General features: G+C 67.3%; 16 protein-coding genes. 11 read left to right on the top strand and 5 right to left on the bottom strand.

Annotated elements, in window-relative coordinates; translation table 11 throughout:
* Nucleotides 1-92: 92 nt before the first annotated feature.
* Nucleotides 93-998: a LysR family transcriptional regulator gene (locus AC5P6H_RS11965; RefSeq protein ID WP_041864222.1), complete on the bottom strand. Its 906-nt coding sequence runs from the start codon at nt 996-998 to the stop codon at nt 93-95.
* Nucleotides 999-1175: 177 nt separating this feature from the next.
* Here AC5P6H_RS11965 and AC5P6H_RS11960 point away from each other — a divergent pair, with 177 nt between their 5' ends.
* Nucleotides 1176-2066 carry a sterol desaturase family protein gene (locus tag AC5P6H_RS11960; RefSeq protein ID WP_495202672.1) on the top strand — a complete coding sequence of 297 codons (891 nt, stop codon included), beginning with the start codon at nt 1176-1178 and terminating at the stop codon, nt 2064-2066.
* Nucleotides 2067-2075: 9 nt separating this feature from the next.
* Here AC5P6H_RS11960 and AC5P6H_RS11955 read toward each other — a convergent pair whose 3' ends face one another.
* Both AC5P6H_RS11955 and AC5P6H_RS11950 read right to left on the bottom strand, forming a co-directional pair.
* Nucleotides 2076-2780: a helix-turn-helix domain-containing protein gene (locus AC5P6H_RS11955; protein ID WP_495202671.1), complete on the bottom strand. Its 705-nt coding sequence runs from the start codon at nt 2778-2780 to the stop codon at nt 2076-2078.
* A 183-nt stretch (nt 2781-2963) separates the two neighbouring features.
* Nucleotides 2964-3398: a VOC family protein gene (locus AC5P6H_RS11950; RefSeq protein ID WP_014647503.1), complete on the bottom strand. Its 435-nt coding sequence runs from the start codon at nt 3396-3398 to the stop codon at nt 2964-2966.
* 337 nt (nt 3399-3735) lie between these two features.
* Between AC5P6H_RS11950 and AC5P6H_RS11945 the strand changes: the two genes are divergently transcribed.
* Nucleotides 3736-6531: a beta-glucosidase family protein gene (locus AC5P6H_RS11945; RefSeq protein WP_014647502.1), complete on the top strand. Its 2796-nt coding sequence runs from the start codon at nt 3736-3738 to the stop codon at nt 6529-6531.
* A 98-nt stretch (nt 6532-6629) separates the two neighbouring features.
* On the opposite strand, the gene AC5P6H_RS11940 is transcribed toward AC5P6H_RS11945, so the two are convergent.
* Entirely contained in the window at nt 6630-7526 is an 897-nt protein-coding gene (locus AC5P6H_RS11940) for a LysR family transcriptional regulator (protein WP_495202670.1), read from the bottom strand.
* A 105-nt stretch (nt 7527-7631) separates the two neighbouring features.
* On the opposite strand from AC5P6H_RS11940, the gene AC5P6H_RS11935 reads away from it, so the two are divergent.
* From AC5P6H_RS11935 to AC5P6H_RS11925, 3 genes are all read left to right on the top strand, one after another.
* Nucleotides 7632-8990, top strand: a complete 1359-nt coding sequence (locus tag AC5P6H_RS11935) for an MFS transporter (RefSeq protein WP_495202669.1) — start codon at nt 7632-7634, stop codon at nt 8988-8990.
* Nucleotides 8990-9376, top strand: coding sequence for a DUF4440 domain-containing protein (locus tag AC5P6H_RS11930; protein ID WP_049440941.1), 387 nt, complete (start codon nt 8990-8992; stop codon nt 9374-9376). The genes AC5P6H_RS11935 and AC5P6H_RS11930 overlap by 1 nt, the downstream gene beginning before the upstream one ends.
* Nucleotides 9377-9592: 216 nt before the next feature.
* Nucleotides 9593-11503, top strand: coding sequence for a CocE/NonD family hydrolase (locus AC5P6H_RS11925; protein ID WP_495202668.1), 1911 nt, complete (start codon nt 9593-9595; stop codon nt 11501-11503).
* Nucleotides 11504-11726: 223 nt separating this feature from the next.
* Here AC5P6H_RS11925 and AC5P6H_RS11920 read toward each other — a convergent pair whose 3' ends face one another.
* Nucleotides 11727-12680, bottom strand: coding sequence for a helix-turn-helix transcriptional regulator (locus tag AC5P6H_RS11920; protein ID WP_049407541.1), 954 nt, complete (start codon nt 12678-12680; stop codon nt 11727-11729).
* 394 nt (nt 12681-13074) lie between these two features.
* Here AC5P6H_RS11920 and AC5P6H_RS11915 point away from each other — a divergent pair, with 394 nt between their 5' ends.
* From AC5P6H_RS11915 to dld, 6 genes are all read left to right on the top strand, one after another.
* Nucleotides 13075-13833, top strand: a complete 759-nt coding sequence (locus tag AC5P6H_RS11915) for an SDR family NAD(P)-dependent oxidoreductase (protein ID WP_014647496.1) — start codon at nt 13075-13077, stop codon at nt 13831-13833.
* Between the two features lie 129 nt (nt 13834-13962).
* On the top strand, nt 13963-14415 hold the full coding sequence (locus AC5P6H_RS11910; RefSeq protein ID WP_495202667.1) for an MgtC/SapB family protein: 453 nt from the start codon (nt 13963-13965) through the stop codon (nt 14413-14415).
* 223 nt (nt 14416-14638) lie between these two features.
* A complete protein-coding gene (gene lldP / locus AC5P6H_RS11905; RefSeq protein WP_164077365.1) occupies nt 14639-16297 on the top strand; it encodes an L-lactate permease in 1659 nt (552 codons plus the stop codon).
* A 53-nt stretch (nt 16298-16350) separates the two neighbouring features.
* A complete protein-coding gene (lldR, locus tag AC5P6H_RS11900; RefSeq protein ID WP_495202666.1) occupies nt 16351-17115 on the top strand; it encodes a transcriptional regulator LldR in 765 nt (254 codons plus the stop codon).
* 4 nt (nt 17116-17119) lie between these two features.
* On the top strand, nt 17120-18259 hold the full coding sequence (lldD, locus tag AC5P6H_RS11895) for an FMN-dependent L-lactate dehydrogenase LldD (RefSeq protein WP_014647492.1): 1140 nt from the start codon (nt 17120-17122) through the stop codon (nt 18257-18259).
* Nucleotides 18256-19956, top strand: a complete 1701-nt coding sequence (dld, locus tag AC5P6H_RS11890) for a D-lactate dehydrogenase (RefSeq protein WP_495202665.1) — start codon at nt 18256-18258, stop codon at nt 19954-19956. Before lldD ends, dld begins: the two co-directional genes overlap by 4 nt.
* Nucleotides 19957-19989 lie beyond the last annotated feature (33 nt).

Raw genomic sequence — 19989 nt, 5'->3', positions numbered from 1 at the left:
CTGCCTGCCATCGGTGAGAGGGGAGGCGGCAGATTAGGCAGCGCGGCGGGGCCGAAACAGCGCGCCGTGGGCAGCTCAGTTTTCGCTGGCGGTTACGAATCCAGGCCGGCGCAGCGGGGCAGCTCGGCGTGCAGGAAATCGATGAAGGCACGCACCTTGGGTTGCAGGTGGCGCGACGTGGGATAGACCGCATGCACGAAGCGTGGCGGATAGCGGTGGTCGGGCAGCACCTGTTGGAGTTCGCCACGGGCCAGCGCTGGTGCCGCCAGGAACGAGGGCAGGGCGCCGATGCCCATGCCGGCCACCAGCAGGTCGCGCAGCAGCAGGCTGTTGTTGACGGTGACGCGTGCCGGCAGGGTGATGGTCACCTGCCCATCCGGGCCGAGCAGCGGCCAGCTGCCGGGGGAGTCGGACAGGCTGTAGGCCAGCACACTGTGCACCTGCAGATCGTCCACCGACTGCGGTGCTGGACGCTGCCGCAGGTAGGACGGGGCAGCGCACAGTACCTGTTGCAGCGAGGCAAGCCGGCGCGCCACCAATCGCGAGTCGTCCAGCTCGGCACGCAGCCGCAACGACACATCGAAACCCTCACCGACCGCATCGAGCAGGCGATCTTCCATCACCAGGTCCAGCGACAGCTGTGGGTGCTGTTGCAGGAAGCGTGGCAGCAGCGGCGACAGCGTGCTCAGTGCGAACGACTGCGGTGCATTGACACGCAGGCGCCCGGCCACCTCGCCACGCTGTTCGGCGATGCCACGTTCCAATGCGTCCAATTCGTCGAGCAGGCGGCAGCATTCGCGGTAATAGGCGTGGCCGGTCTCGGTCAGGCTCATGCGCCGCGTGGTCCGCTGCAGCAGCACCACGCCCAGGTGCGTTTCCAGCGCGCGCAACTGCTTGCTCAGCCCGGCCGGCGACATGCCCAGGTCTTCGGCAGCGCGGGCCAGCCCGCCGCGTTCGACGATGCGGCGGAAGGCGCGCATCAGGTTGAAGGAATCCATGCCGGTACCGGGCGCGATGAGGGCGCCATTGTAGATCCACGCCGTCCGTGGGTGGGGGAAACGCGGTGTCGGCCAAAGGGGGGATATCCACCGAGACGGGGCGGGTTGCGCCGTTTGTTCAAGCGCGCAACCGTCGTGCCGCGCCAGCATGCAGGCCCCTCACGTTCCGGGTTGCCCATGAAACACTGGATCCTCCGCCTGTATGCCCCGTTGTTCCTGCTCGGTTTTGTTGCCGCCGCCGTCGTCTGGGTCGGCCACCTCCATGGCGATCCGCTATGGCTGCTGGCCTTGCTGGCGGTCGCCATCGCGGTTTCGTTCGCTGCCGAACGTGCCTGGCCGTATGACCCCGCGTTCAACCACGACCACGGCGACAGTCTGCGTGACACCCTGCATGCACTGGTCAACGAAAGCCTGAACCTGCTGTCGATCGCTGCGGTGCCGCTGCTGGCAGCGCTCCTTCCGTGGCAGCTGTGGCCGCTGCAGTGGCCGTTCGTTCTGCAGGTACTGCTGGCCATCGTCTGCGCCGACCTTGGCATTACCCTGGTGCACTACGCCAGCCATCGCATCGGCTGGCTGTGGCGGTTGCACGCGGTGCATCACAGCGTCACCCGCATGTACGGCTTCAACGGCTTGATGAAGCATCCGCTGCACCAGGCGGCCGAAGCAGTGGGCGGCGTACTGCCGCTGCTGCTGTTGGGCCTGCCGATGCCGGTGGCTGCGGTGCTGGCCTTCGCCATTGCCATCCAGCTGCTGCTGCAGCACTCCAACGTGGACATGCGCCCGGGCCTGCTGGGCCGGGTGATGGCGTGGGCGCCGCTGCACCGCTTCCACCACATGCGTTACGGCACCGCTGGCGACGTCAACTTCGGCCTGTTCCTGACCGTCTGGGATCACCTGCTGGGGACCGCCTTCGATGCGCCGGGCTATCGGCTGCAGCAGCGCGACCTCGGCACCGGCAGCCAACCGGACTATCCGCGCGATTATCCGGGACAGCTGCTGGCGCCGTTCCGCGAACTGCCGCACGGCGAGGTGCCGGAGCTGCCGGAAGGTCTGCGCAGGCGCGGATGATGGGCCGTGTCAGGCCGCTTGAAACTGCAGGCCCTGCAGCTGCGCGGCACCGATACCGAACATGCGGCGCAGGCTGCGCGACAGATGGGCCAGATCGGCGAATCCAGCGGCATGCGCACTGTCGGTCAGGGTGTGCCCGCGCAGATGATGCATGAGTGCGCGGCGCAGCCGCTGCCACAGCACCCAGCCGCGCAGGGTCACCGCCAGATCAGACTGGAAACGCCGGTGCAGCTGGCTGGTCGACAGGTGCGCCGCCCCGGCGATATCGGCGGCCGGCACCGGGCCGGGCAGGTGCTGGGCGATACGGGCCAATGCCGCCTGCACGCGGCGGTCCAGCGGTTGCGGGCGGCTCAGCCGTGGCAGCCAGCCGTGCAGTTCCAGCGCGTTGCCCGGCAGTGCGTGCAGGTATTGCTGGATCTGTGCGGGATTGGCATGCGTCGGCTCAAGAAACACCGTGCAGCCTGCTTCTGGCGCTAACAGGATCGCGTGCGGCTGGAATGATGGCAGCCACAGTCGCTGGCCTTGCTGCTGCACGCCATCGACCTCGACCTGCCAGGCTGCGCCGTCGCTGAGCAGCAGTTGATGGGCGTAGTGCGCGTGCGCGGCGCTGTCACCGGCATGACCCTGCAGCACGGCCACGTGAGCATCCAGCAGCAACGTGCCATTCCAGGGCAGGGTGGGGGAGGACATTGAGGGATTGTAGATCCACGCCATGCGTGGATGAATCTCAATCGAAATCGATTATTTCGACAGACGGATTCACGGCGTCCCCGCAACCGGCCCCCACCCCCGCCAACCCACAGGAAGCCCGCTTTTGCTTCGGCTGTTGCTTCTGAGGTTGCCGGCCAGCGGCCGGCACTACCGCGGGTGCCGGGCGCCGCCCGGCCGTGCGCCCCCTCAGCGCCCGTGCGGATCCGGCCGGTGATGCACGTATTCAACCACGGTGCCATCGGGATGCACCGCATTGAACGCCGCCCCGGTCGGGACTACCTGCAGCGGGAAGATGATCTCGGCGCCGGCGGCGACCAGTTTGTCGTGATAGGGCCGAACGTCATCGACCAGCAGTGTCCCCGTGGTCGAGGTGAACGGTGCCAGTGCCGCCTGGCTGCCTTCGATCAGCAGGAAGGCGCCGACCATCGCCAGGCGCAGCCCGGCTTCCGGGAACGGGAACCCCGCATCGGCTACCACGCCCTGCAACTGCTCGTAGAACGCCACGCTGCGCTCCAGCTCGCCCGGGGCCACGAACACCCGGATCAGCACGCGCGGTGCGCGCTGGCTGGAGGTGTCACAGCGGTCGCGCCAGAGATGATCGAAGTCGCGATGTACGGTCATGGGCTCGATTCGTGGCCAGGGATCTCCATTATCAGCAGCCTCGCGCGGCGCGCTGATGACCGCCAGTGATGGCCTGATAACCATTGGCCGGGTTGCCCCTGTGACTTAGGTCCTGTTGACAGGTGTGAACGCCCTCGCACAATCTTCACAGGATTGGGTCGCCCTGCGCGGCCCGGGCAGGCAGGTTGTCACGCCGGGAGGAGGGTCCCGCGCGCAGACCGGCCCGTCCATCGGCCTGCGGGGCGTTGCCTGGCAACCCCTGCGCGGCATGAACGCTGCACCCTTCGGCGGCACTTTCCCTGGACCGATTGCCTTGGCAACGGAATTACGCCTGCCGATGAAAACGTTTACAAAACCGCTTGCACTGTCTCTGGCCCTGTCTGCCGCACTGGCCGCTCCGGCCTGGGCCGACCCGGCCGCGTTCACTGTGCTGACCCTGGAACAGGCGCCCCACGCCGAGGCGATGCCGGCGCTGGCCGCGCAACTGAAGAGCCTGAAGGTGGACGCGGTGAGCGTGCGCCAGGTGCAGCGCGGCATCGGCCAGGTCGATCCGCTGCAGGTGCTGGCCGATGGCCTGGGCTACGAGTACCGCTTCATTGCCGCCGGCAAGGACGATGGCCAGACCCAGCGCGGCCAGGCTGTTCTGACCCGGCTGCCGATCGCCGCTGAATCCGGCCCCGACCAACCGGGCCTGAACTACCTGCGCTTGGACGACGGCCGCCACACTGTGGCGGTCTATACCGATGCCGGTGCAGGTGCGGCGCAGCTGCCGGCGCTGGTCACCCGTTCGCGGCTGGGTGCACCGGCGGTGCTGCTCGGCGCGGTGGCCGGTGAATCGGCCAAGGCCGCAGGCTTCGATCCGGCGCGTGTGGCGCTGGAAGCCGATGCCAGCTATTTCAGCGACGGCTTCCAGGCCGCCAGCAGCGCGCCGTTCAAGGTGGAAGGCAGCACGCTGCGTGCCACCCTGCTGACCCTGGCCTATGCCGCCGACAAGCACGGCGACACGCCGTGGATGGACACCACGCTCAACGCCGATGCGCGCGCTGCGCTGCTGCTGAAGGCGATGACCGAGGATGAGAAGTTCCAGATGCTGCACAGCTACTTCGGGCTGGGCAAGGACGGCGGCCCGCTGCCGGAAGGTGCGGTCGGTTCGGCCGGCTTCGTGCCGGGCGTACCGCGGCTGGGCATCCCGTCGCAGCAGTCGGCCGATGCCGGTGTCGGCGTGACCAATCCGGGGGGCATCCGCCCGGGCGACTTCGCCACGGCGATGCCATCGGGCCCGTCCACCGCATCGAGCTGGAACCGCGAAGTTGCCTTCGCCGGTGGCGCCACGATGGGCCGCGAGGCGTGGCAGCAGCGCTTCAATATCCTGCTGTCGGGCAGCGTCAACCTGCAGCGTGACCCGCGCAACGGCCGCAACTTCGAGTACGCCGGCGAAGACCCGCTGCTGGCCGGCTCGATGGTTGGCGCGCTGATCCAGGGCGTGCAGAGCCAGCACGTGATCTCCTCGATGAAGCACTTCGCGCTGAACGACATGGAGACCCGTCGCAACTTCCACGACGTGCGCATCGGCGAACAGGCCATGCACGAGTCGGACCTGTTGGCCTTCGAGATCGCGCTGGACGCCGGTCGCCCGGGCGTGGCGATGTGCTCGTACAACAAGATCAACGGCACCTACGGCTGCGAGAACGGCTACCTGATGAACCAGGTGCTGAAGCAGGAATGGAAGTTCCCCGGTTTCGTGATGTCCGACTGGGGTGGCGTGCACAGTGGCTCGAAGGCTGCGCTGGCCGGCCTGGACCAGCAGTCGGCAGGTGAGGTGTTCGACGCGGCGGTGTTCTTCGATGAACCGCTGCGCCTGGCCGTGCATGGCGGCGTGGTGCCGCAGGCGCGCCTGAACGACATGGTGGCGCGCATCCTGCGCACGATGTTCCTGCATGGCAACTTCGACAACCCGCCGCAGCACCAGAAGGTGGATGCCGAGGCCGGCTTCGCCGTTGCCCAGCGCACGGTGGAGGAGGGCAGCGTGCTGCTGCGCAATGAGGGCAACCTGTTGCCGCTGGCCGACAGCGTGAAGCGCATCGTCATCATCGGCGGCCATGCCGACAAGGGCGTGATCGGTGGCGGTGGTTCATCGATGGTGGGCGTGACCGCCAAGGGCACCAACGCGGTGCCCGGCGTGATGCCGACCACCTGGCCGGGCCCGGTGATCTTCCATCCGTCCTCGCCGCTGGAATCGCTGCGTGCGGCGCGCCCGGACGCGACTATCACGTATGTGGATGGCACCAACGCCGCTGCTGCGGCCAAGGCGGCCGCGCAGGCGGATGTGGCCATCGTGTTTGCCACGCAGTGGGCTGCCGAATCGGTGGACCTGCCGGACATGCAGCTGCCGGACAACCAGGATGCCCTGATCTCGGCAGTGGCCAAGGCCAACCCGAAGACCGTGCTGGTGCTGGAAACCAACGGCCCGGTGCGCACACCGTGGCTGGCGCAGGTGCCGGCGATGCTGCAGGCCTGGTACCCGGGCATCCGCGGTGGCGAAGGCATTGCCGCACTGCTGACCGGCCAGGTCAATCCGTCCGGCCGCCTGCCGGTGACCTGGGTGACGGACGAATCGCAGCTGCCGCGCCCGCACATCGACGGCCTCGGCTTCAAGCCGGCCAAGCCGTTCGGTGATGTGTTCGATTTCGATATCGAAGGCGCCAACGTCGGCTACAAGTGGATGGCGGCCAAGGGCCTGACCCCGACCTTCGCCTTTGGCCATGGCCTGTCCTACACCTCGTTCGCCTATGACAACCTGAAGGTGAGCGTGGAAGGTTCGCGCCTGGTCGCCAGCGTCGACATCCGCAACACCGGCAAGCGCGCCGGTGCCGACGTGGCCCAGCTGTACCTGAAGCTGCCGGCCGGCAGCACCACGCCGATCCGCCTGATCGGCTATGACAAGGTGACCCTGCAGCCGGGCGAACAGCGCCGCATCCGCATCGAAGCCGAGCCGAAGACGCTGGCCCACTACGATGCACAGGCGCGCCAGTGGAAGATCGATGGCGGCACCTACCAGGTGCAGCTGTCGCGCAACGCCGCCGAACCGCTGCAGACGGTGGACGTGCAGCTGGTGGAGCAGGTGCTGCGCTGAGGCTTGAAGGCACGGCCTGCAAGGGCCGTGCCTGAAAAAGGGGACGGAGGGGATTAAGTCGTTTATGCATAAACGACTTAATCCCCTCCGTTCCCTTTTCATATGGCGAACCACCCGCGCAGGAAATCGATCAGCTGCCGCACCTTCGGCGAGGGCTGCGTGCTGTGCGGGTAGACCGCGTACACGCTCTGCTGCGGGAAGCGGTGCTGGCGCAGCACCGGGCGCAGGCGGTCCTGGGCCAGGTCGTCCTCGATCAGCCAGCGTGGCAGCACGGTGACCCCGGCGCCGGCCACGGCGAAGGCGCGCAGGCTGCTGGCACCATCCACGCGCACCATTGCATTGCCCGGATTGGTGGCAAACAAGGCGTCGCTGCCGTCGGGCGCGACCACCGGCACGTCGGCCAGGCGCGGGTAACCCAGGCGGGGCAGGGTGCCCAGCTGTGCCGGGTCATCGGCCGCATCGGCAGATGGCAGGCGTGCCAGCAGGGACGGAGCCGCCACCGCGCACAGCGGGTGCCGTTCCAGTTCACTGGCATGCAGGCCCGAATCGGGCAGACGGCCAAGACGGATCGCCAGGTCGAAGCGCTCGGGAATAAGGTCTGCCGGCGCGGGAGACGTGGACAGGTGCAGCTGCAGGGCCGGATGCCGCGCACGGAAGGCTTCCAGTGCGGGAATCAGGCGAAGCTGCGCGTACTCCGGGGTGGTGGTCAGGCGCAGCACACCCTGCAGCTGGTGCTGGTCGCGCCGCGCGGCATCGATTGCCGCCTGCGCGGCATCCAGCGCCTGTACGCAGTGCTGCAGGAACTGTTCGCCAGCGTCGGTCAGGGCCAGGTGGCGGGTACTGCGCAGCAGCAGGGTCACGCCCAGCTCCTGCTCCAGCCGTTTCAGGTTGAAGCTGACCACCGCACGGCTCAGGCCGAGCCGATCGGCCGCTGCGGTCAGGCTGCCGGCCTCGACCACGGCACGGAAGATATCGAAGCGATCGAGACTGACCATGGCGATTAATTGTCAAAACAGATTTGACAGTGTTGCAGGTGTTGTCGTGCTTTTCCAACAGCTCCCGGGCGGCATGCTGGCGGTCTCTCTGCTGGAGCACCGCCGATGCCGTCCCCCCGCCTGCGCCATGAGGCGATCTTCCTGCTGGTGTTCGCCCTGGATCTGGTCAACATGTTCATCGCCACGGTGGCCTATCCGGCACTGGCAGCGGAACTGCACGCTGATGTCGGTACCCTGGCCTGGGTGGGCACCGCCTACATGCTGGGCCTGAGCGTGGTGATTCCGCTGGCGCCCTGGTTGGCCGCGCGCTGTGGTGAGCGTCGCCTGCTGCTGGTGGCGTTGCTGTTGTTCGCGGTTGCCGCTGTGCTGGCCGGCGCCGCACCGGGTATCGGCTGGCTGCTGGGCTGGCGCCTGCTGCAGGGGCTGGCCGGTGGCCTGCTGATTCCGGTGGCACAGGCGGCAGCGTACCGACAGTGCACGCCGGACCAGCGTGGCGCGCTGACCCGCCGCATCCTGCTGGTGGCGCTGCTGGTGCCCGCACTGGCGCCGGCGCTGGGCGGGTTGCTGGTGCAGTGGTTGTCCTGGCGCGGCGTGCTCTGGGCCAGCCTGCCGTTGGCGGTGGTGGCGATCGGCCCGGTGCTGGCCTGGATGCCGGCCGATGGCGCGCGCAGTGCGCCGCGCCTGCAGGCCTATGCGCTGTCCACCGCGATGCTGGCGCTGGGCGCGCTGCTGCTGGCGTTGACCTGGCTGGGTGAACCCGGCCATCGGGCCGCCGGTGCCGTACTGCTGTTGATCGCAATGCTGTTGGCGGCGGCCCACCTGCGGCATGCACGGCAGCAGGCGCAGCCCCTGCTGCGCTGGTCGCTGCTGTCCCATCGGGGCCTGCGCCTGGCGATGCTGGTCTATCTGGCAGTGCCCGGTGTGTTCATCGGCAGCCAGCTGGTCAGTACCCTGCAGCTGCACCAGGCCGGTTACAGCGCGGCACGCATCGGCGCGTTGATGCTGCCCTGGGCGCTGGCCTCGGCCATTGCGATCACGGCCAGCAAGCGCCTGCTGGCGCGCTTCGGCCCGGCCACGGTACTGCGTACGGGCATGCTCCTGCAGGCCAGCGGCCTGCTGTTGATGGCGCTGCTGCCGCAGCCGGCCTTCGCGTTGGCCGGGCTGCTGTTCGCGCTGATGGGCGCCGGCGGCAGCCTGTGCAGCAGCACCGCGCAGACGCTGGCCTTCCATGGGGTCGAGGGCGAAGCATTGGGCGATGCCAGCGCACTCTGGAACCTCAACCGCCAGCTCAGCTTCTGCCTGGGCACCGCGGCCATCGCGCTGCTGCTGGCATTGGCCATGCAATGGCTGCCGGCCCACGCCACCGGCATCGCGCTGGGTCTGGCCGCGGTACTGACCCTGCTGCCGATGGCGCTGCTGCGCCGGCCGCAGTTGCTCACCCTTTCGCAACCGGAGAACATCTGATGGATACCACCGCAGAACATGAAATCCACCACCTGCACGACAAGCTGCAGGCCTGGTTCCGTGCCGATGTCGGCGCCGATGCGCTGGAGGATCTGATGGCGCACTTCAGCGCGGACTTCAGCATGGTCGGCATCGCGGGTCGCCGATTGGATCGGCAAGCCGTGCAGGCGTTGTTCGCGGGCGGTCACGGCGCGCGCCCCGGGCTGCGGATTTCCATCGACGCCGTGCACGCGGTGGAAGCGCCTTCACCGCTGGCGGTGCTGCGCTATCGCGAAGGGCATTCGCTCGATGGCGGCACGCCTGCATGGCGGGAGTCACTGGCGGTGCTGCGGCAGGAAGAGGGTCGCTGGCGCTGGCTGGCACTGCATGAGGTGGTGGTGGCCTGATGTTGTAGAGCCGAGCCTACGCTCGGCTGCTCTTCGGGTAGGTCGCGGCGGTCTGAGCCGAGCGTGGGCTCGGCTCTACAGGACGCACTGCTCCCACATTGGCCGCACATGTGCCATCAGTCCTGCCTGCATCCACCGCAGAATGCAAAGCCCGCACACACTTCATGGCTCGGGGCAGGAGTAGGCTTGGAGCTTTCCTGCCGGGAGGGGTTGTCCATGCGTGTGCGTGCCGTCGCTGTAGCCATTGCCCTTTGCCTGTCCAGCGCCGTGCTGGCCGCCGATACCCCGCCGATGACCCCGGACATCAGCGGCAAGCCCTTCGTTGCCCCCGATGTCGGTCGTGACTACGACAAGCGCGTGGTGATGGTGCCGATGCGTGATGGCACCAAGCTGTATACGGTGATCGTGGTGCCCAAGGGTGCCGGCAATGCCCCGATCCTGCTGACCCGCACCCCCTACGACGCTGCTGGCCGTGCCAACCGCAGTGACTCGCCGCGCATGCGCGACCTGCTGCCACAGGGCGACGAGGTGTTCGTCGACGGCGGCTACATCCGCGTGTTCCAGGACATCCGTGGCAAGTACGGCTCCGAAGGCGATTACGTGATGACCCGGCCGCTGCGCGGGCCGTTGAACAACACCAGGGTGGATCACTCCACCGACGCCTGGGACACCATCGACTGGCTGGTGAAGAACGTGCCGGAGAGTAACGGCAAGGTCGGCATGCTCGGCTCGTCGTACGAGGGTTTCACCGTGGTGATGGCGCTGACCGACCCGCACCCGGCACTGAAGGTGGCCGCGCCGCAGAGCCCGATGGTCGATGGCTGGATGGGTGACGACTGGCTCAACTACGGTGCGTTCCGCCAGGTCAACTTCAACTATTTCGCAATGCAGACCGAGAAGCGCGGCAAGGGCACGCCGCTGCCCAGCCTCGGCTATGACGACTACAGCACCTTCCTGCGCCTCGGTTCGGCCGGTGACTACGCGCGTTTCACCGGCGTGGACCAGCTGACCTGGTGGAAGAAGCTGGTCGAGCACCCGGCCTATGATGGCTTCTGGCAGGGTCAGGCGCTGGACGCGGTGATGGCCAAGACACCGTTGAAGGTGCCGACCATGTGGCTGCAGGGCCTGTGGGACCAGGAAGACATGTGGGGTGCCAACCACGCCTACCAGGCGATGGAAGGGCGCGACAGCGGCAACAACCGCAACTATCTGGTGATGGGCCCGTGGCGGCACAGCCAGGTGAACTACGGCGGCAGCGAGCTGGGTGCGCTGAAGTTCGATGGCGATACCGCGCTGCAGTTCCGTCGCGATGTGCTCAAGCCGTTCTTCGACCAGTACCTGGTGGATGGCGCGCCGAAGGCCGATACGCCGCCGGTGCTGATCTACAACACCGGCGAAAACCACTGGGACCGCCTGAAGGGTTGGCCGCGCAGCTGCGACAAGGGCTGTGCCGCCAGCAGCAAGCCGCTGTACCTGCGCGCCGGCGGCAAGCTGGCGTTCCAGGCACCGGCGGCGGGCGAGGGGGACTTCGAGGAATACGTGTCCGACCCGGCCAAGCCGGTACCGTTCGTGCCGCGCCCGGTCCGCTTCGGCGACCGCGACATGTGGACCACCTGGCTGGTCAAGGACCAGCGCTTCGTTGATGGCCGCCCGGACGTGCTGACCTTCATCACCGAACCGCTGACCGCGCCGCTGCGCATTGGCGGCGCGCCGGTGGTGCACCTGCAGGCTTCGACCAGTGGCACCGACAGCGACTGGGTGGTGAAGCTGATCGACGTGTATCCGGACCAGGAAGCGTCGACGCCGGAGATGGGTGGCTACGAGCTGCCGGTGTCGCTGGCGATCTTCCGTGGCCGTTACCGCGAAAGCTTCAGCGATCCGAAGCCGCTGGCCGCCAACCAGGTGCTGCCGTACCGCTTCGACCTGCCCAACGCCAACCACACCTTCCAGAAGGGCCATCGGGTGATGGTGCAGGTGCAGTCCAGCCTGTTCCCCCTGTATGACCGCAATCCGCAGACCTACGTGCCGAACATCTACCTGGCCAAGCCGGGCGATTACCAGAAGGCCACGCAGCGAGTCTGGCACAGCGCAGCGCAGGCCAGTTACATCGATCTGCCGGTGTATTGAGGTTGATGAGGTACGCCGGGTGCGCGATGCCCGGCGGCGGTAGTGCCGGCCGCTGGCCGGCATCGGCGACGGTGCAGGAGCGTGTCGACCAAGGTCGACACCTACCGGGGCTGAGTCATGGCATGTCGAATCAGGCGGCTTTGGTAGTGCCGGCCGCTGGCCGGTATCCGCGACGGTGCAGGAGCATGTCGACCAAGGTCGACACCTACCGGAGCGGGGATCCTCACCCCACCTTCGAGGGGCCCGTACGCCAGCGGCTGGGGACCAGACCGAAGCGCTTGCGGAACGCGGCGGCGAAGTTGCTGGGGTGGCGGTAGCCGCTGGCGGCGGCGGCCTGCTCAACCGTCCATCCGTTTTCGCGCAGGCCCTGTTCGGCATGGCGCATGCGCTGTTCATGCAGGTAGTCGAACACCGAACTTCCATACTGCTGGGCAAAATGGCGGCGCAATGAGCTGGGGCTCATGCAGGCCAGCCGGGCCAGCTCGACCAGGCTGTGTGCATGGCTGGGGTCGTCATGCAGGTAACTGCGTACCCGTTCCAGGCGCTCGCGCTGGCCGGCACGCAGCGTGCGCACCGGGTCGGTCTGCAGATCCTCGGCCTGCAGGCCGAGGGCCAGCAGCTGCAATGCCACGCCTTCGCGCCACAGCGCGTCGATGCCGTCCTGCCACGGGCTGTCGAACAACTGGCCCAGCACCGGCAGCATGGCGTGGGGAATGGCCCAGTGGCGGCATTCCAGGTGCGTGCCAAGCGCTTTTTCCAGCTGTGGCATCTGGAAAACATCCGCGTCGATGCCACCCGGCACGATCACGCTGACCCCGCGCAGGCGCGTTTCGCCGGGGTGCGCCCCGGTCATCTCGATCTGGTCGCGATGGTGGGCGGTCATCGCGGTGCCGGCACGCAGGGTGAAACTTCCGCGTCGCGGGATACGCACGTCGACCTGACCCTGCAGCATCACGCGGATGGCGAGCCCGGGCCGCTGTTGCGCGGTCGCCACATAGGGGAACCGGTTATGCACGTCGGAGGCGATCAGGCTCATGCCACCGCGCATGAACTGTTCGTTGACTTCGCCGCGGCCGGCCCACTGGTCGTCACGCAGGTGTTCCGGATCAGCGCGGTAATCGAAGCCGTGGCGTTGGCCGAAGCGGCGGTAATCGGCAAAGGTGAAGTATCGGGACATCGCTCGGCACGTACAGGAGGGGAGGCGCTGGCACCATGGCCCATGTGCTGCCCCGCGTAGCGGGCAGCCTGGAAGGCCGGAAAACGCCAGGTTGGAAAAAATGTGTCGAAGAAACTGGAAACGTTTCCCATTGTCGCTGCGAATCATTCGCAGGGGATTTGAATACGGTCAAACCGATTGGTCATTACGGCCAAGTTGAACGGGGTGCCGGACATACGCCAGCGTTTTGCCGCTATATCCGTACTTGATTCCCTACATGAACTTCGGTTGAGGTTTCATTGCTGGAACGATCATCCGCGGACAGGCTGTTGGTCTGCTCGTCACAGCGGCCGGCGTAAGGTGATGGATTGGCGGCCGCGCGCCGCATCGCTACCCCCACCGATGGAGAATGCAGATGATTGATTACCAGCTGACCGGCAAGACCGCGATCGTGACCGGCGGCGTGTCGGGCATCGGCCTGGCCGTGGCACAGACGCTGGCCGCATCCGGTGCCCGTATTTCGGTCTGGGACCTCAAGCAGGATGCGGTGGATGCCACCGTGGCGCAGTTGCGCAGCACCGGCGCACAGGCCATCGGCATCGCGCTGGACGTCACCGACGATGCAGCAGTGGAGGCGGCGGTGCAGCGCACGGTCAAGGAACTTGACGGCCTGCATGTGGCGGTCAACAACGCCGGTATCGGCGGGCCGGCGGCCAGCAGCGGCGACTATCCGATCGAGGGCTGGCAGCGGGTCATCGACGTCAACCTCACCAGTGTGTTCCTGTGCCAGCGTGCGCAGATCCAGGCAATGCGGGCCGCTGGAACCGGCGGCAGCATCATCAACATGGCCTCGATCCTGGGCCAGGTGGGCTATGCCGGTTCCACCGCTTATGCGGCGGCCAAGCACGGCGTGGTCGGGCTGACCCAGACCGCCGCGTGGGAACATGCGGCCGACGGCATCCGTGTCAACGCGGTGGGTCCGGGTTTCATCAGCACACCGCTGCTGGAGAAGATGGACCCGAAGGTGCGCGCCACGCTGGAAGGACGGCACGCGCTGAAGCGGCTGGGCACGGCCGAGGAAGTGGCGGCATTGGTGGCCTGGTTGGCCAGCGACGACGCCTCGTTTGCGACCGGCGCGTACTACGCCATCGATGGTGGCTACCTGGCGCAGTGATGCGTTGAACGCAGGGTGCGGTGCCGCCGGGTGTCGCCCGGCGCTACCGGGTGAACGGACTGTGGCGTGGCCTTCACCTCTGTGCCACGGGGGCCACGCGACGCTCCGGGAAAACCCCGGAGCTTGACCATGGAACTCACCCAGGATGTCTCGATCCTGCTGCGCGTTGCCGCAGCGATGCTGTTCGGCGGCGTGCTCGGCGTCGAGCGCGAGATGGGCAAGCACGCCGCTGGCCTGCGTACGCACATGCTGATCGCGGGGGCCGCTGCGCTGATCGTCGCCCTCGGCGACTCGGTGGCCGAGCATTTCCAGCAGGAGCGCTACCGCGACCTGCTGCAGGTCGATCCGGTGCGCCTGATCGAAGCGGTGGTGGCCTGTGTCGGCTTCGTTGCCGCTGGCACCATCCTGCGTGGGTCACGCGAGGACCAGGTCAGCGGCCTGACCACGGCCAGCTCGCTGATCATGGCAGCGGCCATCGGGATTGCGGTGGGGATCAGCAAGTACGTGATCGCCATCGGGGTGAGCGTGCTGTGCGTGCTGGTGCTGGCGGTGATGCGGCGGTTGGAGAAAAGGATTCCGTAGGGAAGGTCTAGTTGCCGGCCAGCGGCCGCCACTACCATGAGAGCCGTAATGGTCGGACCAATATGAAGTCTAGCCCTATGGTCTAATAGGCACTTCGTCGGAGCGGCGGTTAAATCCGCTGCAAGTGGTCTGATCGAAATAATTATTGGTACGACCAATAATCGACAGCCACGGCGACCCACCGCCTGCGGTGGAGCACATCCCGCCCCAGTCGAGAGCCTTCATGCAGCCCTGGCAACACCTGTACGACCCCGCCGGCAACCTGTGGTTGTCCAGCCTGATCGCGCTGCTGCCGATCGCGTTCTTCTTCGTTGCCCTTGCGGTGCTGCGCATGAAGGGCTGGCTGGCCGGCACGATCACCGTGGCCATCGCGCTTGGCGTGGCCCTGTTGTTCTACCGCATGCCGTTGAGCCAGGCGCTGGGCGCGGCCGGTTTCGGCTTCGTCTACGGCCTGTGGCCGATCGCCTGGATCATCATCGGCGCGGTGTTCCTCTACAAGGTCTCGGTCAAGACCGGTCAGTTCGACATCATCCGCGCCTCGATCCTGTCGGTGACCGAAGACCAGCGCCTGCAGATGCTGATGGTCGGTTTCGCGTTTGGTGCCTTCCTGGAAGGCGCGGCCGGCTTCGGTGCGCCGGTGGCGATCACGGCGGCGCTGCTGGTGGGGCTGGGCTTCAAGCCGCTGTATGCCGCCGGCCTGTGCCTGATCGTCAACACTGCGCCGGTGGCGTTCGGTGCGATGGGCATTCCGATCATCGTGGCCGGGCAGGTCACCGGCCTGGATGCATTCGAGATCGGCCAGATGGCCGGCCGCCAGCTGCCGTTCCTGACTGTGATCGTGCTGTTCTGGATCATGGCCATCATGGATGGCTGGCGTGGCATCAGGGAAACCTGGCCGGCGGTGCTGGTGGCCGGTGGCTCGTTCGCCATCGCGCAGTACCTCACCTCGAACTTCATCGGCCCGGAGCTGCCGGACATCACCGCCTCGCTGGCGTCGCTGGTGTGCCTGACCCTGTTCCTGCGCCGCTGGAAGCCGGCACGGATCTTCCGCTTCGATACCGAAACCAGCGCCGAGGCGGCCGCGCAGGCACTGGAGGCACCACGCTACAGCGTCGGCCAGATCGCCAAGGCGTGGTCGCCGTTCCTGATCCTCACCGCGATGGTCACGCTGTGGAGCATCAGGCCGTTCAAGTCGCTGTTCGCGGCAGGCGGCCCGTTGGAAGGCTGGGTGCTCAAGCTCCCGGTGCCGGGCCTGGACCAGAGGGTGCAGAAGATGCCGCCGATCGTCGACGCGCCGCTCAGCTATGAGGCGATCTACAAATTCGACTGGTTCTCGGCCACCGGCACCGCGATCATCCTTGCGGCGGTGATCGCGATCATCGCACTGCGCATGCCGGCCCGCTCGGCGCTGCAGACCTTCGGCGAAACCGTGCGTGAGCTGCGCATGCCGATCTACTCGATCGGCATGGTGCTCGCCTTCGCCTTCATCGCCAACTACTCGGGCCTGTCGGCAACACTGGCGCTGGCATTGGCGCACACCGGCGATGCGTTCCCGTTCTTCTCGCCGTTCCTGGGCTGGCTGGGCGTGTTCCTGACCGGTTCGGATACCTCGTCCAATGCGCTGTTCTCGGCGCTGCAGGCCACCACCGCGCAGCAGATCGGCGTATCCGACGTGCTGCTGGTGGCGGCCAACACCACCGGTGGCGTTACCGGCAAGATGATCTCGCCGCAGTCGATTGCCATTGCCTGCGCGGCGGTCGGCCTGGCCGGCAAGGAGTCGGACCTGTTCCGCTTCACCGTCAAGCACAGCCTGATTTTCACCACGATGGTCGGCCTGATCACCCTGGCCCAGGCCTACTGGCTGACCTGGATGATTCCCTGAGCCATGCATGGCTGGCCGACCACCCGCTGTGCGCTTCGGGCCACAATGGCGCCATGAGCACGCAACGTATTTCGGACAGGGTGGCCGCGCAGCTGCGCGGCCTGGTGCAGGAACAGCGGCTGCGGCCAGGCGACCGGTTGCCCGCCGAGCGCACCTTGGCGGTGCAGCTGGGGGTCTCGCGCACCGCGCTGCGCGAGGCGATCGCGCGGCTGGCCAGCCAGGGCCTGCTGACCGCACGCATCGGTGGCGGCACCTACGTGGCCGAACCGGCGGCGCGCGCGCGGCAGGCGCTGGATGAACCGCTGGCGCCGTACCTGCCGCTGTTCCAGGGCGACCCGGAATACCGTTTTGACGTGCTGGAGATCCGCCACGCGCTGGAAGGTGCCACTGCCTGGCATGCGGCGCTGCGAGCCACCGATGAGGACCGTATGCGCATCGCGCAGGCCTTCCAGACCATGATGGACGCGCACGGCAAGGACGACCCCACCGGTGAAGCAGAGGCTGACGCGGCCTTCCACCTGTCCATCGCCGAGGCCTCCCACAACCTGGTGCTGCTGCAGGTGATGCGCGGCCTGTTCGAACTGCTGCAGACCAACATCTCGCAGAGCCGCGAGAAGCTCTACACCTCGGCGAGGACCTTCTCGCCCCTGTCCGACCAGCACCGCGAAATGATGGATGCGGTGCTGGCCGGCGACCCCGAACGCGCGCGCGCCGCTGCGCATGCCCACCTCGAGTTCGTGCACACCACGCTGCGCACGCTCGATGACAACGAAGCCCGGCGTGCGCGGGCCTCGCGCCTGCCTTCCCCACACGGTTGACCCCATGATCATCTCCGCCTCCACCGATTACCGTGCCGCAGCGCAACGCCGGCTGCCGCCGTTCCTGTTCCACTACATCGATGGCGGCGCGTATGCCGAGCACACGCTGAAGCGCAACGTTTCCGACCTGTCCGACATCGCGCTGCGCCAGCGCATCCTGCGCAACATGTCCGACCTGAGCCTGGAAACCGAGCTGTTCGGCGAAACGCTGGCAATGCCGGTGGCGCTGGCGCCGGTCGGCCTGACCGGCATGTATGCCCGCCGCGGTGAAGTGCAGGCGGCGCGCGCGGCCGACAGCCGGGGCATCCCGTTCACCCTGTCCACCGTATCGGTGTGCCCGATCGAGGAAGTGGCACCGGCCATCCAGCGGCCGATGTGGTTCCAGCTGTACGTGCTGCGCGACCGTGGCTTCATGCGCAATGCGCTGGAGCGGGCACAGGCCGCCGGCGTGACCACGCTGGTGTTCACCGTGGACATGCCGGTGCCGGGCGCGCGCTACCGTGATGCACACTCCGGCATGAGCGGCCCGAATGCCTCGCTGCGCCGCATCGGCCAGGCCGTCACCCATCCGCACTGGGCGTGGGACGTCGGCCTGTTCGGCCGTCCGCATGACCTGGGCAACATCTCCACCTACCGCGGCAACCCGACCGGGCTGGAGGATTACATCGGCTGGCTGGGCAGCAACTTCGATCCGTCCATTTCGTGGAAGGACCTGGAGTGGATCCGCGAGTTCTGGAAGGGCCCGATGGTGATCAAGGGCATCCTCGACCCGGATGATGCGCGCGATGCGGTCAGGTTCGGTGCCGATGGCATCGTGGTCTCCAACCACGGTGGTCGCCAGCTGGATGGCGTGCTGTCTACCGCACGTGCATTGCCGGCCATCGCCGATGCGGTGCAGGGCGACCTGAAGATCCTCGCCGATTCGGGCATCCGTACCGGCCTGGACGTGGTGCGCATGCTGGCGCTGGGGGCCGATACCGTGCTGCTGGGGCGCGCCTTCGTCTATGCGCTGGCCGCGCAGGGCGAGGCCGGCGTGGCCAACCTGCTGGACCTGATCGCCAAGGAGATGCGCGTGGCGATGACACTGACCGGCGCGCGCCGCATCGCCGACATCAGCCGCGATTCGCTGGTCAACCTGCCATGAGTGGCCATGACGCCGTGCTGGCGCAGTTGCGCGACGCGGTCGGCAGCCGCCATGTGTTGACCGGCGACAAGACCACGCGCCGCTTCCGTCGTGGCTACCGCTTCGGCGATGGCCCGGTGCTGGCGGTGGTGCGCCCAGGGACCTTGCTGGAACTGTGGTATGTGCTGCAGGCAGCGGTGCAGGGCGGAGCGGCGATCATCCTGCAGGCGGCCAATACCGGCCTGACCGGTGGCTCGACCCCGGATGGGGACGACTATGGGCGCCCGATCGTGCTGGTCAGCACGCTGCGCCTGACCGGCATCCAGCTGTTGAACGAGGGCCGCCAGGTGCTGTGCCTGCCCGGCGCCACGCTCGACCGCCTGGAGCAGACCCTGGCACCGCTGGGCCGCGAACCGCATTCGGTGATCGGCTCCTCCTGCATCGGCGCCTCGGTGCTGGGCGGCATCTGCAACAACTCCGGCGGCGCGCTGGTGCGCCGTGGCCCGGCCTATACCGAGCTGGCGCTGTATGCGCAGGTCGATGCGCAGGGCCAGTTGCAGCTGGTCAACCACCTCGGCATCGCGCTGGGTGATACGCCCGAGCAGATCCTGCAGCGCCTGCAGGCCGGTGACTATGCCGCTGAGGACGTGGGTGACGGCGATGGCCGCGCCGCGTCTGATCCACGCTACGCCGAGGAAGTGCGCCGGGTCGATGCCGATACGCCGGCACGCTTCAACGCCGACCCCAGCCGCCACTTCGAAGCGGCCGGTTCGGCCGGCAAGCTGGCGGTGTTCGCGGTGCGCCTGGATACCTTCGAAAAGGAGCCCGCCGAGGTCTTCTACATCGGCAGCAACCGCACCGACAGCCTCACTGCGATCCGGCGCCAGCTGCTGACCGGCTTCGAGCGCCTGCCGATTGCCGGCGAGTACATCCACCGCGATGCCTATCACATCGGCGAGCGCTACGGCAAGGACAGCTTCCTGTTGATCGACCGCCTCGGCACTTCCCGTGTGCCCGCCGCGTTCGCATTGAAGAGCCGGGTCGATGGATGGTTCGAGCGGCTGGGCCTGCGCGGGGTGACCGACCGGGTGATGCAGGTGCTGACCGGCCTGCTGCCCTCGCACCTGCCCCGGCGCATGGGTGAATTCCGCCAGCGCTACGAGCATCACCTGTTGCTGAAGGTCTCCGCACAGGACGCGGCGGCAACCGAGGCCTGGCTGCGCGGCTTCTTCGCCGATCATGAGGGTGGTTACTTCCACTGCACGGCCGATGAGGGGCGCAAGGCGTTCCTGCATCGCTTCGCGGTGGCCGGCGCGGCGGTGCGCTACCGCGAAGTGCATCGGGACCAGGTGCAGGATATCGTGGCGCTGGACATCGCCCTGCGCCGCGATGATGCCGACTGGTTCGAGCAGTTGCCGGCCGATATCGATGGCCGCCTGCTGCACAAGCTGTATTACGGGCACTTCCTGTGCCATGTGTTCCACCAGGACTACATCGCACGCAAGGGCGAAGACCCGATGGCGATCGAGCACGCGATGTGGGCGCTGCTGGACCAGCGCGGCGCCGAGTATCCGGCCGAGCACAATGTCGGCCACCTGTACCCGGCCAAGCCGGCCCTGGCCGGGTTCTATCGGCAGCTGGACCCGAGCAATACGTTCAATCCGGGCATCGGCCAGACCTCGAAGGAAAAAGGGTGGGGTGGCTGCGACTGCGGATGATGTAGAGCCGAGCCCATGCTCGGCTGCTCTTCC

The sequence above is a fragment of the Stenotrophomonas sp. YJH_SMC_110 genome (genome assembly GCF_059369255.1).
Note: the sequence above shows the minus strand (reverse complement) of the source record. Positions and strands in the feature narration are given on the sequence as shown.